The sequence below is a fragment of the Actinomyces sp. genome (genome assembly GCF_030530635.1).
GTDB lineage: Bacteria > Actinomycetota > Actinomycetes > Actinomycetales > Actinomycetaceae > Actinomyces.
In genome coordinates, this window is the sequence record NZ_JAUMUL010000030.1 from 1 (window position 1) to 15,818 (window position 15,818).

At 67.4% G+C, this 15,818-nt stretch carries 16 protein-coding genes; 8 read left to right on the forward strand and 8 right to left on the reverse strand.

Annotated features, from left to right (window positions below; all coding sequences use genetic code 11):
* The first annotated feature begins 300 nt into the window (after positions 1-300).
* Positions 301-738 carry a helix-turn-helix domain-containing protein gene (locus Q4A20_RS08285; protein WP_303122240.1) on the forward strand — a complete coding sequence of 146 codons (438 nt, stop codon included), beginning with the start codon at positions 301-303 and terminating at the stop codon, positions 736-738.
* A 25-nt stretch (positions 739-763) separates the two neighbouring features.
* Here the strand turns inward: Q4A20_RS08285 and Q4A20_RS08290 are convergent, their stop codons facing one another.
* A complete protein-coding gene (locus Q4A20_RS08290; RefSeq protein WP_303122241.1) occupies positions 764-1,060 on the reverse strand; it encodes a HigA family addiction module antitoxin in 297 nt (98 codons plus the stop codon).
* 324 nt (positions 1,061-1,384) lie between these two features.
* Here Q4A20_RS08290 and relB point away from each other — a divergent pair, with 324 nt between their 5' ends.
* Together relB and Q4A20_RS08300 are read left to right on the forward strand one after the other, a co-directional pair.
* Positions 1,385-1,591: a type II toxin-antitoxin system RelB family antitoxin gene (gene relB / locus Q4A20_RS08295; protein WP_303122276.1), complete on the forward strand. Its 207-nt coding sequence runs from the start codon at positions 1,385-1,387 to the stop codon at positions 1,589-1,591.
* Positions 1,588-1,872, forward strand: coding sequence for a type II toxin-antitoxin system RelE/ParE family toxin (locus Q4A20_RS08300; protein WP_303122242.1), 285 nt, complete (start codon positions 1,588-1,590; stop codon positions 1,870-1,872). Before relB ends, Q4A20_RS08300 begins: the two co-directional genes overlap by 4 nt.
* 9 nt (positions 1,873-1,881) lie before the next feature.
* Here the strand turns inward: Q4A20_RS08300 and ychF are convergent, their stop codons facing one another.
* The gene (gene ychF / locus Q4A20_RS08305; protein ID WP_303122243.1) at positions 1,882-2,967 is read right to left on the reverse strand and encodes a redox-regulated ATPase YchF; all 1,086 of its coding nucleotides are present in this window, start codon (positions 2,965-2,967) and stop codon (positions 1,882-1,884) included.
* Between the two features lie 106 nt (positions 2,968-3,073).
* Here ychF and Q4A20_RS08310 point away from each other — a divergent pair, with 106 nt between their 5' ends.
* Together Q4A20_RS08310 and Q4A20_RS08315 are read left to right on the forward strand one after the other, a co-directional pair.
* On the forward strand, positions 3,074-4,312 hold the full coding sequence (locus Q4A20_RS08310; protein WP_303122244.1) for a DNA recombination protein RmuC: 1,239 nt from the start codon (positions 3,074-3,076) through the stop codon (positions 4,310-4,312).
* A 189-nt stretch (positions 4,313-4,501) separates the two neighbouring features.
* Entirely contained in the window at positions 4,502-5,179 is a 678-nt protein-coding gene (locus Q4A20_RS08315; RefSeq protein WP_303122246.1) for a hypothetical protein, read from the forward strand.
* 39 nt (positions 5,180-5,218) lie between these two features.
* Here the strand turns inward: Q4A20_RS08315 and Q4A20_RS08320 are convergent, their stop codons facing one another.
* Positions 5,219-6,268, reverse strand: coding sequence for a 4-hydroxy-3-methylbut-2-enyl diphosphate reductase (locus Q4A20_RS08320; protein WP_303122248.1), 1,050 nt, complete (start codon positions 6,266-6,268; stop codon positions 5,219-5,221).
* Positions 6,269-6,331: 63 nt separating this feature from the next.
* Between Q4A20_RS08320 and xseA the strand changes: the two genes are divergently transcribed.
* A complete protein-coding gene (gene xseA, locus Q4A20_RS08325) occupies positions 6,332-7,696 on the forward strand; it encodes an exodeoxyribonuclease VII large subunit (RefSeq protein WP_303122249.1) in 1,365 nt (454 codons plus the stop codon).
* A gap of 58 nt (positions 7,697-7,754) precedes the next feature.
* Here the strand turns inward: xseA and Q4A20_RS08330 are convergent, their stop codons facing one another.
* The 5 genes from Q4A20_RS08330 to Q4A20_RS08350 all read right to left on the reverse strand — a co-directional run bounded on the left by Q4A20_RS08330 (position 7,755) and on the right by Q4A20_RS08350 (position 14,256).
* Positions 7,755-8,780: a LacI family DNA-binding transcriptional regulator gene (locus tag Q4A20_RS08330; protein WP_303122250.1), complete on the reverse strand. Its 1,026-nt coding sequence runs from the start codon at positions 8,778-8,780 to the stop codon at positions 7,755-7,757.
* A 189-nt stretch (positions 8,781-8,969) separates the two neighbouring features.
* On the reverse strand, positions 8,970-10,613 hold the full coding sequence (locus tag Q4A20_RS08335; protein ID WP_303122251.1) for a glycoside hydrolase family 32 protein: 1,644 nt from the start codon (positions 10,611-10,613) through the stop codon (positions 8,970-8,972).
* Positions 10,610-12,316, reverse strand: a complete 1,707-nt coding sequence (locus tag Q4A20_RS08340) for an extracellular solute-binding protein (protein WP_303122252.1) — start codon at positions 12,314-12,316, stop codon at positions 10,610-10,612. The genes Q4A20_RS08335 and Q4A20_RS08340 overlap by 4 nt, the downstream gene beginning before the upstream one ends.
* Before the next feature lie 11 nt (positions 12,317-12,327).
* Entirely contained in the window at positions 12,328-13,281 is a 954-nt protein-coding gene (locus tag Q4A20_RS08345) for a carbohydrate ABC transporter permease (RefSeq protein ID WP_303122253.1), read from the reverse strand.
* A gap of 30 nt (positions 13,282-13,311) precedes the next feature.
* The gene (locus Q4A20_RS08350; protein ID WP_303122254.1) at positions 13,312-14,256 is read right to left on the reverse strand and encodes a sugar ABC transporter permease; all 945 of its coding nucleotides are present in this window, start codon (positions 14,254-14,256) and stop codon (positions 13,312-13,314) included.
* Positions 14,257-14,450: 194 nt separating this feature from the next.
* Between Q4A20_RS08350 and Q4A20_RS08355 the strand changes: the two genes are divergently transcribed.
* The gene (locus Q4A20_RS08355) at positions 14,451-14,726 is read left to right on the forward strand and encodes an exodeoxyribonuclease VII small subunit (protein ID WP_303122255.1); all 276 of its coding nucleotides are present in this window, start codon (positions 14,451-14,453) and stop codon (positions 14,724-14,726) included.
* Between the two features lie 68 nt (positions 14,727-14,794).
* Positions 14,795-15,751, forward strand: coding sequence for a carbohydrate kinase (locus Q4A20_RS08360; protein ID WP_303122256.1), 957 nt, complete (start codon positions 14,795-14,797; stop codon positions 15,749-15,751).
* Positions 15,752-15,818: the final 67 nt, after the last annotated feature.

Sequence of the window (15,818 nt, forward strand, 5' to 3'; positions counted from 1 at the left end):
CCACCCACATCACAGCCCCAACCCGAACCACCCACACCCCCAAACACGAAGAACCCCTTCACGTCCCCGGTCGCGAGCAACGGAGCTCAGTGCTACGCTCCCTGGGTATCGAAAGCGGACTCAGAGATGCATCGGACTTGCAGGCGACGAGCGCGCGCGGGTGCGACGAGCGTGCACGGATACGGCCGCACCTGCAGACGAGCCAACGAGCCTGTTCCGCCCGCATCGACGCCGCACATACACGCATTCAGGAGACCGCGGCGCAGCCGACGTTGACAACGAATTAGGGGGCCAGTGACCATGACGGGACCGCAAACCACCTGCCCCATCGCGGCCAGCCTGGAGCTGCTGGGCGAGAAGTGGACTCTGCTGATCCTTCGCGATATTCACCGGGGCATATGCCGGTTCAGCGACCTGGAGGCGAGTCTCGGATGCCCGCGCTCGGTACTGTCGGCGCGACTGAGGAAACTCGTCGAACACGACATCCTGCGGGCCGAGCCCTACCGGGAGCCCGGCCACAGGCAGCGACACGCTTACACCCTCAGCACCAAGGGACGTGACCTTGTCCTCGTGCTGGCGGCGCTACAGCAGTGGGGGCTCAAGCATCTACCGGACGTGGCACCGATAGCGCCGGAGCCGGTACACCTCGGCTGTGGCAGCCCCGTCGAGGCGCGCCTGTCCTGCCGCCAGGGCCACCACGTCGAGGCCGACGCCGTCGGCCTTCCGGAATGGTCGTAAGCCACCACCATCACACCGTCGGCACTCAGGCGGCTTGGATGGGCTTGATGGCATCGAGCTCACCGGCAGCGCGCCCCTCCCCCAGTTCCAACTCGTACCGCGACTGCAGGTTGAGCCAGAACTGCGGCTCAACGCCGAAGTAACGCCCCAGGCGCAGCGCCGTGTCCGCGGCAATCGCCCGCTTGCCATGCACGATCTCGTTGATACGACGCGGAGGCACACCGATCAACACCGCGTTGTGCTGCGTGATGCCGAAGGCATTGACGAAGTCCTCCATTAGGACCTCGCCCGGATGGATCGGCGCGTAGAGCTTGTCAGTCATGGTGCACCTCAGTGGTAGTACTCGATGATCACGTTCTCGGGTCCGGCGGCGGTCCACACAAAACAGATCCGCCACTGGTCATTGATCCGGATGCTGTACTGACCTCTGCGATCACCCTACGCAGCCACACGCGCTCCGTGTCCCGGTCACCGAAGGACCTAATTACTCACCTAGAGTGACACACATGACGTGGCGTGCCAATAACGTCGCCGGACTTATCCCGACCATTCTCACCCAGAATCTCAGCGTCCAGCGCCTTGCCCGCCGCGGCGGCCTGAATACGATGTATTCACGAACCACGAGAGGGAACCGACCGTGAGCACCATGACAGTGCGCATGAACGAGCAAGATGCCGAACTCGTCCGCAAGTTCGCCCGGTTCGAGGGCGTAACCGTCTCCGATTTCGCCCGTACCGCGATCCTGGAGAAGATCGAGGACTCCTACGATCTACAGGAGCTGCGCGAGGCGATCGCGCACGATTCCGGCGAGCACTTCAGCATCGACGAGGTCCTGTCCGAACTCACCACATGACCGCGCAGACCAGCTCGTACCGAGTCGAGCTGACCATGCGGGCCCGCAAACAACTGAAGAAGATGGGACGGTTTGACGCCAGGATCCTCGCCACCTGGATCAAGAACAACCTCGATGGTTGCGCCGCCCCCCGTGCCTTCGGCAAGGGGCTGACCGCGAACCGCTCGGGCGCATGGCGTTACCGCGTGGGCTCCTACCGAATCCTCGTGCTCATCCACGACGACATCGTCACGATCAAGGTCTTCTCCATCGGACGCCACGACAAGGTGTACGACGACTAAGCCGACTCGCTACACATTGAACCTGAACTCGACCACGTCGCCGTCGGCCATGACGTAGTCCTTGCCCTCCATGCGCACCTTGCCGTGGGCGCGGACCTCGGCCATGGAGCCGTATTCGACCAGATCCTCGTAGGAGACGACCTCGGCCTTGATGAAGCCCTTCTCGAAGTCGGTGTGGATCACGCCCGCGGCCTGCGGGGCGGTCCAGCCCTTGTGGATCGTCCAGGCGCGCGACTCCTTCTCCCCCGCGGTCAGGTAGGTCTGCAGACCGAGCGTGTCGAAGCCGACGCGCGCGAGCTGGTCCAGGCCAGACTCGTCCTGGCCGTTCTCGTGGAGCATCTCGGCGGCTTCCTCGGGCTCAAGCTCCACCAGTTCGGCCTCGAACTGGGCGTCCAGGAACACGGCCTCCGCCGGGGCCACCAGGGCGCCGAGCTCCTGCTGCCGGGCGGCATCGTGCATGCCGGCGTCGTCCAGGTTGAACACGTAGATGAAGGGCTTGGTGGTCATCAGCTGGAACTCGCGCAGGATCTCCTCATCCAACGCCTTGCCGGCCGCGGCGGCCGACAACAGCTCGCCGTCCTCCAGCACCTTCAGCGCGGCCCGCGCCACCTCCAGCACGGCGGCCTCGGTCTTCTTGCCGCGCACCTCCTTCTCCAGGCGCGGGATGGTCTTCTCCAGGGTCTGCATGTCGGCCAGGATCAGCTCGGTGGTGATGGTCTCAATATCCGAGGCGGGCTCCACCTTCCCGGCGACGTGGACCACGTCGGGGTCATCGAAGGCGCGGGTGACGATGCAGATGGCATCGGCCTCACGGATGTTGGCGAGAAACTGGTTGCCCAGCCCCTCCCCCTCGCTGGCGCCGCGCACGATCCCGGCGATGTCCACGAAGGAGACGGTGGCGGGCACGATCTTCTGGGAGTTGAACATCTGGGCCAGGGTGTCCAGCCTCGCATCGGGCAGCGGCACTACGCCGACGTTCGGCTCGATCGTAGCGAAGGGGTAGTTCGCCGCGAGGACGGTCGCCCGAGTCAGGGCGTTGAACAGGGTCGACTTGCCGACGTTGGGCAGTCCAACGATTCCGATAGTGAGTGCCACGGGGCGAGTGTAGATGAGTCGACTCGACACAACGGCGTCGACGCCGTGCCTCGCCCGAGGATTAAGCCCGGCAATTCGTGTCGGTGGCCCGTGACATGGTGACTCCATGTCCACAGCGCTTCCCATTCTGCTTCTGCTCATCGGCCTGCTCGTAGGAGCCGTGGCCGGCTATGCCCTGGCCGTGGCCCGTTCTGCAACCGCCCGGGCCGACGGGCGCGATGAGACGTCCGCCCTGCGCGCCGAGGCAGCCCAGTGGCGTGCCCGTGCAGAGGAACTGTCGGCCCGCACCACCGCGGTCGAGGAGCGCGCCGAACACGATGGCTCGGTCCTGCGCGCACTCGCCCCGGTCCGGGCACAGTTGGAGCAGGTCGGCGCCCGGGTGGAGCAGATGGAGAAGCAGCGCGCCGCCCAGCACGCCACGCTGACCGAGCAGCTGCGCGCGGGCGCCGAGTCCGATCGCGAACTCCGTCGCACCACGACGGAACTCGCCAGCGCCCTCCGCTCGCGTTCCTCCCGTGGGGTGTGGGGCGAGGTCGAGCTGGCCCGGGTACTCGAGGCCTCCGGAATGATGCGGCACATCGACTTCTCCGAGCAGCGGTCGGTGGCCCACGTGGTCGGTCACCGAAAGGGCTCCGGCGGCACACACGACGGCGCGGACAGGTCTCGGCCCGACGTCGTCGTGCATCTTCCCGGCGACGGCTACCTGGCACTGGACGCAAAGGTACCGTTGGATGCCTACCTGAGGGCCTGCGCCATCGGCACCGGCTCCGACGCCGGCCAGGAACCCGAGTCCGACGCCCGGCAGCGGCGCGCGGATCTGCTGGCAGCCCACGCCAAGGCGCTGCGCGGACATGTGGACGCACTGGCGGACCGCAACTACGCGCGCGCACTCCAGGACTCGCCCGATCTGGTGGTGCTGTTCGTGCCGGCTGACCCCATCCTGGCTGCCGCCCTGGAGGCCGACCCCACACTCCTGGAGCACGCACTCGAACGCGGAGTGTCCTTGGCGACACCGGCCTCCCTCCTGGCCCTACTGCGCACCTGCGCGACCGCATGGGCCCGCACCGCCATCAACGACGACGCGCGCGAACTGGTCGCCCTGGGCCGCACGCTCTATGAGCGACTGGGCACCGTGGCCAAACACCTGGATGCCCTGGGAACGGCCCTGGCGCGTTCGGTGACCGCGTACAACAAGGCGGTCGGCTCCATGGAGTCACGACTGCTGGTCACGGCCCGCTCCTTCGAGACGCTCGGTGATGGGCTGGTCGATCCGAAGCCGATCACCCCGGACGCCGCCCAGGTCAGGCGATTCGCCAGCGCCGAGTTGGCGCCCGCATCCGAGTAGGGCCTCACCTCAAGGCCCGCATGCGGAACCCGGTTGGGGCGCACACTCGACTAATCACAACGGGCAGATTACGTATGTGGTATCAGCAGCATAAACCAGTCGTGTACGATATTTCGCAGCAACCTCCCAGGTGCGCCTCGTACCGTACCTGGCACCTTCTGACCACGATACGTGGAGGTCCACCTTCCTATGGCAGCCGCAACCACCAGCACCCCCTCCTCTCACACCGCCACCAACCGGGGCTCGGATGCTCCTCGGCGGCCCGGAGGCGACGACCCCATTGAAGTACTGCGCCACCTGAACACGCTCGCAGCCAGGCAGCAGCAGCTGCAGGACCAGCTCACCACACTTCGTGACGAGCGCGATGATCTCATTTTGCGCGGACTCGCCAGCGGCCTGAGCTCCTCCGAGTTGGCGGAGACAGCTCAACTGACCGGTGCGCGCGTCCGCGCCATCGCCGACGCCGCTGCGGACTCTTCGGCCCGCGAACGCGTCTCGCAGGCGATGGCCAAGCTGGTCGCCCACAAACCCGCCATCTGCACCACCTATGGCGCACTCGCGGAGGCCGTGGGTATCGGCTCGGCAAAGGGTGTGGCCTCCTCCCTGGCCACCAACCCGGAGGTGCCGGCACGTGCCGGCGCCCGCGTGCTCCTTCTGCGCTGGGCGAACCCGGCCCTCGGCGGATACGTCATCCCCTCCGAGGAACCCTCGTGGCAGACGCAGGGGGATGACACCGCCTCGCGTCTGGAGTGCCTGCGCGCGGAGGAACTGGCGACGCAGGTGACTGGTCCGAGCGGTTTGTTGTGGGTGGTGCCCTTCGAACGGGTAGTGGCCGACGCCGAGATCCTGGCCGGCATCATCAACTGACTAGGAACCGGCGGGTCGGCTACTGCCGCCGCGCCGCGCTCAGCAGGTGTGATTCTGGGCCGGGCGGCGGCGACGTTCCGGAGCGTCACCGCCGGAGGCGGCCTTGAGATCGGCACGCAGATTCTTGGGCAGGGAGAAGGTGATCTTCTCCGTGGCGGTGCGCACCTGCTGGACGTCGGTGAACCCCAGCTCCCCCAGCCGTTCAATGACTTCACGCACCAGGATCTCCGGCACGGACGCGCCCGAGGTCAGACCCACGGTGTCGGCGCCGTCGAACCAGGCGGAGTCCAACTCGTTGGCATAGTCGACTCGGTGGGCGGCGGGCGCGCCGGCCTCCAGTGCGACCTCCTTCAAACGCACCGAGTTGGAGGAGTTGCCGGACCCGACCACGATCATCACGTCCACCTGTGGGGCGATCGTCTTGACCGCTCCCTGCCGATTCTGGGTGGCGTAGCAGATGTCGTCGCCGGGCGGGTCGCTCAGGTGGGGGAAGCGCTCCCGCAGGCGCCGCACGGTCTCCAAGGTCTCGTCCACCGACAAGGTGGTCTGGCTGATCCACACCACCCTTTCCGGATCGCGCACCTGTACAGAGTCGACCTCGTCCGGGCCGTTGACCACCTGGATGTGTTCAGGCGCCTCCCCCTGGGTGCCCTCGACCTCCTCGTGGCCTGCGTGGCCCACCAGGATGATGTCGTAGTCGTCCTTAGCGAAGCGGATAGCCTGCTTGTGCACCTTGGTCACCAGCGGGCAGGTCGCGTCAATCGTCTGCAAATGCCGCGCGGCAGCCTGGGCGTGCACGGCCGGGGACACGCCATGGGCCGAGAACACCACGCGCGCACCCTCCGGAACCTGGTCGGTCTCCGAGACGAACACCGCTCCCCGCTTAGAGAGGGCCTCCACCACGAACTTGTTGTGGACGATCTCCTTGCGCACATAGATCGGCGCCCCATAGTGGGCCAGGGCCTGCTCCACGGCGTCGACGGCCCGGTCCACGCCGGCGCAATAGCCTCGCGGCGCAGCCAGGAGGATGCGTTTGCCGGGCCGGTCGACCGCCTCCGGCGCGTGGGCGCCGGTTTCAGTAATCGTCACCTCTCCACTGTGCCACACCACCCGCCCGCACGAACACGCCCGTGGGACGTTTAACGTGGCACAGTGGGGCGCGTGACCGACTCCGCACCCCGCCGCACGCCCGCCGCCCCTCCCGCGCCGGAGTCGGCGTTACCGGCCGTGGCCGCGCCCGGACAGCCCCGGGCGAACCGCGCGCCTGCCCGTCTGGCCCGGGAGACCACGCCCGAGAACCCCTGGCCACTGCGGCTGCTGTCGACCAAGATCGACGAGTACGTCAACAAGATGACCTTCGTATGGGTGGAGGGCCAGATCGTCCAGTTCAACCGCCGTCCCGGCTCTGGCATGCAGTACCTCACACTGCGTGACACCGACGCCGACATGTCCATGTCGGTATCCGTGTTCACCCGTGAGCTGGCCGCCATCGAGCGGGCCACGGGCACTCAGGTGACCGAGGGGGCGCGTGTCGTCGTCCATGCAAAGCCACGCTTCTGGACCAAGCGGGGCAGCCTGGAGTTGCGCGCCGACGACATCCGCCCGGTCGGGATCGGCGACTTGCTGGCACGCATCGAGCAGCTGCGGAGGATCCTGGCCGCCGAGGGCCTGTTCGACGCCGAACGCAAGCGTCCGCTGCCATTCCTACCCCGCAAGGTCGGGCTCGTGTGCGGCCGCAACGCCAAGGCCAAGGATGACGTCGTCGTCAACGCCCGCCTGCGCTGGGCCGGCCTGCCCTTCGAGATCCGCGAGGTCGCCGTGCAGGGGGCGCAGGCCGTGCGGGAGGTCACCGCCGCCGTTCGCGAGCTCGACGCCAACCCGGAAGTGGACGTGATCGTGGTGGCGCGCGGCGGCGGGGCCGTGGAGGACCTGCTGCCCTTCTCCGACGAGGGGCTGGTGCGGGCCGCGGCCGCCGCCCGCACCCCGATCGTCTCCGCGATCGGACATGAGACCGACTACCCGCTGCTGGACCTGGTGGCCGACTATCGGGCGTCCACGCCGACGGACGCGGCCCGTCGTATCGTCCCGGACCTGGCGGAGGAGATGATGGGCCTGGACCAGGCCCGCGAGCGCATGCGCACGGTGCTGCGCTCGCGTCTGGATGCCGAGCAGCGGGGTCTGGACCAGGTGCTGGCCCGACCGGTAATGGCCGATCCCACACTCATCGTGCGCGACCGCGTCGTCGAGTTGAGCCAAGCCCGCGAGCGCATGCGCCGCGCGCTGTCCGCCACCCTGTCCCTGGCCACGGCAGACCTGCGCGCCGACCACGCCCGCCTACGGGCCCTGTCCCCCCAGGGGGTTCTCGACCGGGGCTACGCGATCCTGCGCAACCCGGGTGGCGGCATCATCACCTCCGCCCAGCAGCTGAAGAAGGGTGATCTGATCGAGGGCGTGTTGGGTTCGGGCCGCCTCGTGGCGCAGGTCGTGGGCACCACCAAGCCCGAAGCCGCACGCTGATCACCGGCGACCGCCGGTTACGGGCCGACGCATTCCCACTCACCCGGGCCGGGCGGCCTCAGGCGCGCGGCCCGGCCACCGATTCCCGTTCAATCACGCGTCCCACAATACGCAGGTTCTGCGCCGGCGCGTCGGGGGAATCCAGAAGCTCATACAGCCGTTCCACCGCCCACGCCGCCATCTCGGCGTGCGGCAGTGCAATGGAGGTCAGCGGCGGAGAGAGCGATTCATTGATCAGCACCATGTCGTCGAATCCGACCACAGACAGGTCCTGCGGAATGCGCAGCCCCAACTCGGCGGCGGCCGCGTACACGCCCATTCCCATGGTGTCGGAGAAGCAGAACACGCCGGTGGGACGCTCGGTCGGCGCTGCGGCCAGCAACCGAAGGGCGACCTCGTGGGCGGCGTGACCGCTCGGTGTGCAGGAGACGATCACCGGCTCCACGCCGCTGTCACGGCAGCGGGCCACGAAACCCGCCTGCCGGCTGTGAGCGGCGGGGATGTCGTCATGGTTGTTGACCATGGCGACACGGCGATGCCCGCAGGCGAGCAGCACCTCGGCACCTGCGCGACCACCCATCACCTCGTCGGGAACCACCCAGGAGTAGCGCGCGTCGTGGGTGAAGGCGTTGACCACCACCGTGGGCAGACTCGCCAACGCGGACGGCACGTCAAGTTCCTGGTGGTAGAGGGCCCCCAGGATGACGCCATCTACCTGGTGATCGATGAGTGTGCCGATCACCCCGTCCTCGTCGTCGGAGGTGTCGGCCACGATCAGCAGCCCGCCGCGGGAGCGCACGGCGTCCTGTGCTCCGCGCACCATGCGTCCCAGGTGCTCCGTGGTGACCAGATCGCGACCGACGAGTGCGATAGTGTCGGTACGGCGGGTACGCAGGGCGCGGGCGGAGGGGTTGGCGCGGTAGCCGAGCGCCGCCGCCACGGTCTTGACGTGCGCGCGGGTCTCCTCGGACACGCGCGAGCCCTCCGGGTTGTTCAGGGAGTGCGACACCGTGGTGACGGAGACACCGGCCTCGCGGGCAACGTCCTTGATGGTCACCCGGTCATTGGTACGACCAGGACTCATCGGCGATCTCCCCCTCCTGCAAACGTCCAGGCAGGCGGTCAGTATCCCCCACTCGGCCGGTCGTCAGGGTCAGCCCGCACCGGGCGTGCCCTTTCAGCGGCCAACCGTCCAGGCACGCCCAACCACTTCTACCGATCTCAGCACGTAACTTCTACCGATCTCAGCGAAGGGGCGGGCGGGAGCAGGAGTTCAGGATTCGCCCGGGGCAAGCCTTTCCACGTAGGCATCGGCCATGGCCCACGCCTGCAGGCGGGGGCCGGTGAGCGCGCCGGCATCAATGCTCACGCCGTCGTCACCCGGGTCGGTACCCAGGCGCGCCGACAGCGGCTGTCCGTTGACGAACACCTCCAGGCTGGAGCCGTCCAGCAGCACCCGCAGGTGCACCTCCCCGTCCGGGCCGAGCGGCACCGGTCCGGCCAATTCCCGCTGGTCCGGCGCCTCCCAGGGCGTGCCGGGTGCGGCGGAGGCGGAGCGGTCCAGGGAAAGCCATCCGGTCCAGGCGTCCTGCCCCGCCCGTCCGCTCAGTGCACGGCGAGCCAGCCGCAGGCGGGTGCGGCACCCGGCGTCAGCCGAAACCGCCAGGTCGACGACGACGTCCCCGGTACCCCGCAGCTGTCCCGTCAGCACCAGGTCGAGGCTTCGCCCGCGCAGGTCGGTACAGGCAGCGGTGATCGCGTCTGCGCCGTCGGCGTCCGCGAGCGGTCGGGAGCGCAGGGAGTCGATCTCGGCGATGGGCTGGAAGCGCACAGTCGAGTCCGGGGCCAGGGAGATCTCCCGCGGCACGGACATGGAGCCGGCCCAGCCCACCTCCAGCCGCTGGGCGCGTGTGGCGTTGGGCTGCATCCAGCCGAAGACCACCCGGCGCCCGTCGGGAAGGAGCACCGACTGGGGGGCGTAGAAGTAGTTCTCCCCCAGGTCGGAGCGGCCGACGACGTCGAGCCGCATGCGGGTGCCGGTGCGCCGCCCGCGCATCCACACCGAACGCAGGGTGCGTGAGGCGTGCCAGGCGGACACGAACAGGATGTCGGTCTGTCCCAGTCGCACCAGCTCCGGGCACTCCCAAACCGTGCCGGTGACACTGACGTCACCGTCGCCGACGGCGAGTGGGCCCTCGTAGCGCCAGCTGCGCAGATCCTCACTGGAGAAGCACAGGGCCGCTCCCGCCTGGGCGCCCTCGCGGCCGGCTCCCGGCAGTCCGGTTCCCATCACCTGGTACCAGCGCCCGTCCTCGCGCCACACCGAGTGGTCGCGCATCTCAGGCACCACCAGCCCTTCCGTGGAGGCGGGGGCGGCCTCAATGACCGGGTTGCCCGGGTACTTGACCCAGTGCTTGAGCAGGGGGTCCCCGGGGACGGCGGTGGCCAGGCAGCCGGTCTGGGTGTCTGCCTCCGAGGCACCGGAGTAGACCATGGTGGGCACCGTGGTGGGGCTGCCGTCCGCCGCCGTGCGCTCATCGGCGAGCACGACGCCCGACCAGCAGCCGTAGGCGTCCGCCCCGCCGTCACCGGGCCGAATGGCGGTGGGCAGGTCGTGCCAGTGCACCAGGTCGGATGAGTACTGGTGGCCCCATTCGATGTGCTGATGCACCGGGGCGTGAGGATTGTGCTGATAGAACAGGTGCACCAGGTCCTCACCGTCGGGTCCGGGCCACACGCTCAACCCGTTGGGATCATTCATCCAGCCCCAGGGCGGGGTGATGTGCCAGCGGGGACGAGCCGGGTCCGCCTGGGCGCGGGCCGCCTGTTCGGTCGGCGCAATTTCGAGGCGGTCCTCCGGTCGTACACGCCAGGAGGGCCGAGGCGGGGCGTCGGCGGTGGTGGAGGCGGTATTCATGAGCGTGCGTCGAGCTCCTCGTAGTAACGGTCCAGCGCCGCCTGGTAGATCTCCATGAGCCGGCTCAGACCCGTGGTTTCCAGGTCCTTAAGATATCCCTGCCAGTCGGCGTCAACGCCACCGTTCACAACCCACTGGGCGAATCTCTGCTTGACCAGGGTGGACACGTCGGACTCAATCAGGGATAGGTCGTCGAGTTCGGCGTTGGTGAACACCACGGGCGGGAAGGCGTCGTTGGCGGCCCACTCGGCGAACTCGTCATTGACCTGCTGCTGGCGCAGCAGGGCGCGGGGCTCGGGCAGCACGACCTCCTCGAAGTCCTTCGCGGTGGTGGACTTGGGCCCACCGGGGGCGACCTTCTGCCGACGCTCCCCCTCCGATTCGCCCTCCGCGGCCGGGATCTGTGCCAGCATGCCGTTCTCGTCGTATTCCAGGGTCACGCCAACGGGCCCCCAGCTGTTCTGGGCGGACATCGCCGGGTCGTACATGCGGTCCACCCATCGCATCACGGCCGCCTGGTAGCGGCAGGTGCGGGTCATGGCGAAGGCGCCGCGGGAGATCTCCTGATTGTTGGAAACCGAGGCGCGGCGCACGCCGTCCACACCCGCCAGCACCGGGCACAGCTCGTAATGGCCCTCGCGATCCTCCCCCACGAACTCGGTGGCCTCCCACCAGTAGAAGGCGGCGAGTGACTCCTGCTCCGTCTTGCCCTTGGCCAGGTAGGCGGTGTCGTCCTGGGAGAAGGACTCGGAGTCGATCAGGCCCTCGGCGTACCAGGAATGCAACTGCTTGACACCCTCCTTCCACGGCTCGGTGTTGGCGGTGAACACGGCCTTGCGGTCGATCACGATACGGTGGTCGTTGTTGTCCGCCTGGCCTCCGTAGGCGGCAATGATGTCCCACGGGTTGGCGCAGAAGGACCCCGGTATGAATGACAGGGGCAGCAGCTTGCCGGTGCCGGAGGGATCCTGCTCCTTGAAGGCCAGCAGTGTCTCGTGCAGCTCCTCGATCGTGGTGGGCATCTCGCGGCCGACGGCGGCCAGCCAGTCGGTGTTGATGTACAGGAAGTTCGGGAAGGGCACGAGCCCGAGTTCTTCCACGCTCGGGAGGGTGTAGATATGGCCGTCCTCACTGGTGATGGCGGAGCGGATGTCGGGCCGTGAATCCAGCAGCGCGGAGATGTTGGGGCAGTTGTCGGCGAAGAACTCGTCCAGTGGCACCAGCGTGTGGTTGGCGGAGTAGGTGGCGACCTCGGCGTCGGTCAGCCCGGTGTTCCAAAGGATGTCCGGCAGGTCCCCGGAGGCCAGCAGCAGATTCTTCTTCTCCGCGTACACATCCTCGGTGAGCATGTTCCACTGCACCTGGACATTGGTCTCCTGTTCCCATTGTTGGGTGAGTTCCATCTGGCCGTAGGGCACGGACAGGGCCGAACGCGAACCGGTGGCGGTGATGCTGATCGGGGTGGAGACGATCGGCAGGGAGTCGGCGGTCTCGGCCAGGCCGGCGGAGCCGGACTCGTCGGGGACGCGGTAGTCGGCGGCGCTCTTCTTGCCCGAGCAGGCGGCCATGGCTAGCAGCCCCGCGCCGGCGAGCGAGCCGCGCAGCAGCAGGCGGCGGCTGATCGGGTGGCGGACGGAGCCGCCGGGGACGGCCTTCATGACGGGGTTGGCAAGCTTATTTGCAGTGGCGTTGTGGGGCAGCATTTGGGGACCTCTCAGCTCTTCACGGCGCCGATGAGGGCGCCCTGGGCGAAGTACTTCTGGGTGAAGGGAAGTATTGACAGCAGTGGGAAGGTGGACACGACGATCATCCCGTACTTCATCAGCTCGGCGATGCGCTGGGACTCGGCGTAGGAGTCCATGCCGGTGGCGGAGACCCCGGAACCGGACACATCGGACTGGATCAGGATGTTGCGCAGAACCAGTTGAAGGGGGTACTTGACGTCGTCGTTGAGGTAGATGAGGGCGTCGAAGAAGGAGTTCCAGTAGGCCACCGCATGGGTGATCACCAACAGCATGATGAGTGCCCTGGACAGGGGCAGCACGATGCGGAAGAAGTAACGCCACTCGCCGGCGCCGTCCAGCGCGGCGGCCTCATGCAGCTCTTCGGGGATCGTCGTCTCGAAGAAGGTGCGGGCAATGATCAGATTGGTGACGCCGATGGCTCCGGGCAGTACCACGGCCCACATGGTGTTGAGCATCCCCAGATCCCGCACCACCAGGTAGCGGGCGATCATGCCGCCGTCGAAGAACATGGTGATGATGAACAGCACCATGAAGAAGTTGCGACCGGGCAGTGACTTGCGGGACAGGGCGTAGCCGGCACCGAGGATGGAGCATACCGAAATGGTGGTCCCCAGGGCCGTGTACAGCAGCGAGTTCCCGAAGCCGCGCATCACGGTGGAGGTGGAGAAGATGCGCTGATAACCCTCCAGGGTGATGTTCTTGGGCCACAGCCAGACGTTGCCCTCGTAGACCTGGTTGGGGTCGGAGATCGAGGCTATGACTACGAAGTACAGCGGGTAGATGATCGCGATCACGGCGCCGCCCAGCAGCAGGACGACGAACAGCGTGTAGAGGGGGTCGGCGATCCGTTCCATGAATCGGCGCGGGCCGGAAGCGCGGAAGGTGGGGGCGGCGTCGAGAGCGGACGCGGGTGCGGTGGTCATGACGATTCCTCGTTTGGTTCGCGGTTGGGGTCAGAACAGGCTCGATTGACCCGCACGCTTGGCGACCTGGTTGAACACCAGCAGCAGGATCATGTTGAGAACGGAGTTGAACAGGGAGATGGCGGCCGAGTATGAGAACTGGGCACTCTTGAGGCCCACGTCGTAGACGTATGTCTGGATGATCTGCGAGGCGCCCAGGTTCAGGTCGGTCTGCATGAGCAGGGCCTTCTCGAATCCGAGGTTGAGCAGGTTGCCGACGGCCAGGATCAGCATGATCGAGATGATCGGCCGGATGCCGGGCAGGTCGATGTGCCACAGGCGCTGCCAGCGGTTGGCGCCGTCCACGCGGGCCGCCTCATGCAGACTGGGGTCAATGGCCGCCAGTGCGGCGAGGTAGATGATCATGGAGAAGCCGGCGTTCTGCCAGATGTCGCTCATGACGTAGATGGGCCTGAACCAGCCCTCCTCGTTCATGAAGTTGATCGGCTGCCCGCCGGTCAGCGTGATCACGTTGTTGACCAGCCCGGAACGGGGCGAGAGCAGCACGAACAGCATGCCGACCACCACCACGGTGGAGATGAAGGCCGGGGAGAACAGCACCGTCTGGATGAAGGACTTCAGCCTGCGGGAGGCCAGCTGGTTGATCAGCAGCGCCAGGATGATCGGCACCGGGAAGCCGAAGACGAGCCCGAGGACGTTGATGGCGATAGTGTTGAAGAAGATCCGGGAGAACTGGAAGGAGTGCAGGAAGCGGCTGATGTGCTCCAGCCCCACCCACTCGCTGCCCAGGAAGCCGTCAATGGGGTTGTAGTTGCGGAAGGCGATCTGGACGCCGTACATGGGCCAGTACTTGAACAGCACCAGGTAGATCAGCGCCGGAGCCAGCAGCAGGTACAGCTGCCAGTGGCGCGCGACGCGCGTCCACAGTGCCGTGGAGCGTCGTTTTATTGGGGCAGTGGCGGATCTTGACATCATCGTCCTCCGTGGGGATATTGGGACACCATCGCCTCGGACGGAAGGAATCCCAGCGCCCTAAACGATTTGGCGTGCATATGTTGCACCCACGTCCAGTTCATGTCAAGACGATTTTGCACGGTGTTGGCCCTCCGCCCCCAACTACCTGCGCGGACCGGCCGCGCATCCGCCGTCCGCATGCAACAATCGGCTCTATGAGCGCACCCTCGCCCTCCGAACCGGTCGGCCCCGCCGACACCGACGTCGCCTCCCTGCCCTACGAGCAGGCCCGCGAACAGTTGGTCAGCGTTGTCCAGCGGCTCGAGGCCGGACAGGTTCCCCTGGAGGAGGCGCTCAAGCTGTGGGAGCGCGGTGAGGCGTTGGCCGCCCGTTGTCAATCCTGGCTGGATGATGCCCATGCCCGTCTCGCTGCCGTCGCCGACGCCGGCAGCGCCAAGAACGACTCCGGCAACGACGCCCCCACGCCCTGACCCCAACGACCGTCTAATCCGCATTCATCTCGCCACCGCACCGCCCACCACCCGTGAGGAGCCCGAACATGTCCGCACCCGGTCCCGCAGGCACTGCCCTTGTCATCGGCGAGGCACTCGTCGACGTCGTCATCCATCCCGGCAAGCCCGCCCAGGACATCCCCGGCGGCTCGCCCGCCAACGTCGCCCTGGGCCTCAGCCGCCTCGGCCGCGACGCCGAACTCGACTGCTGGATCGGCACCGATCCCCGCGGGCAGGCGGTGCGCGCCCACCTGGAAGCCTCCGGTGTACGACTGACGCCGGGTTCCGACGGCGCCGAACGCACCTCGACCGCGCAGGCGACCATCGGGGCCGACCGCGCCGCTACCTACGTGTTCGACCTGGACTGGAACCCGCCCTACCCGCGGCGAGCGGAGGGTGAACCGGCACCGCTGCTGGTACACACCGGATCTATCGCCGCGATCCTGGAGCCGGGCTCCGCCACGGTGGAACGGGTCCTGTCGGACTTCCGGACCACCTCCACTATCTGCTACGACCCCAACGCCCGCCCGCAGCTGATGGGCACTCCCGACCAGGCACGCGCGCAGGTCGAGCGGTTGATCTCCCTGGCCGACCTGGTCAAGTGCTCCGATGAGGACATCGAGTGGTTCTACGGGCAGGACGTGGATATCGAGGAAGTCGCGCGTGGCTGGTTGAAACTGGGAGCCGCCCTCGTCGTGGTGACCCGCGGCAAGCAGGGCTCCCTGGCGCTGACCGCCTCCGGCCTGCGTATGGAGGTGCCGGCCGACCCAACCGTGGTGGTCTCCGACACTGTTGGCGCGGGCGACTCCTTCATGGGTGGTCTTGAGGACGGCATCTGGGCGGAGGGCCTGGTGGGTGCCGATCGGCGCGAGGCGCTGCGCGGCATCGACGAAGACGCCCTGGAGCGCGTCCTGCGTCATGCAGCCGCCATCGCCGACATCACCGTCTCCCGCGCCGGCGCCAACCCGCCCACCCGCGCCGAGTTAGACTCCCGGGGCGCCTGACTCCCACCCGCCCCTCGCCGAGGTCGGTAGAAGTTACGTGCCGAGGTCGGTAGAAGTTACGTGCCGA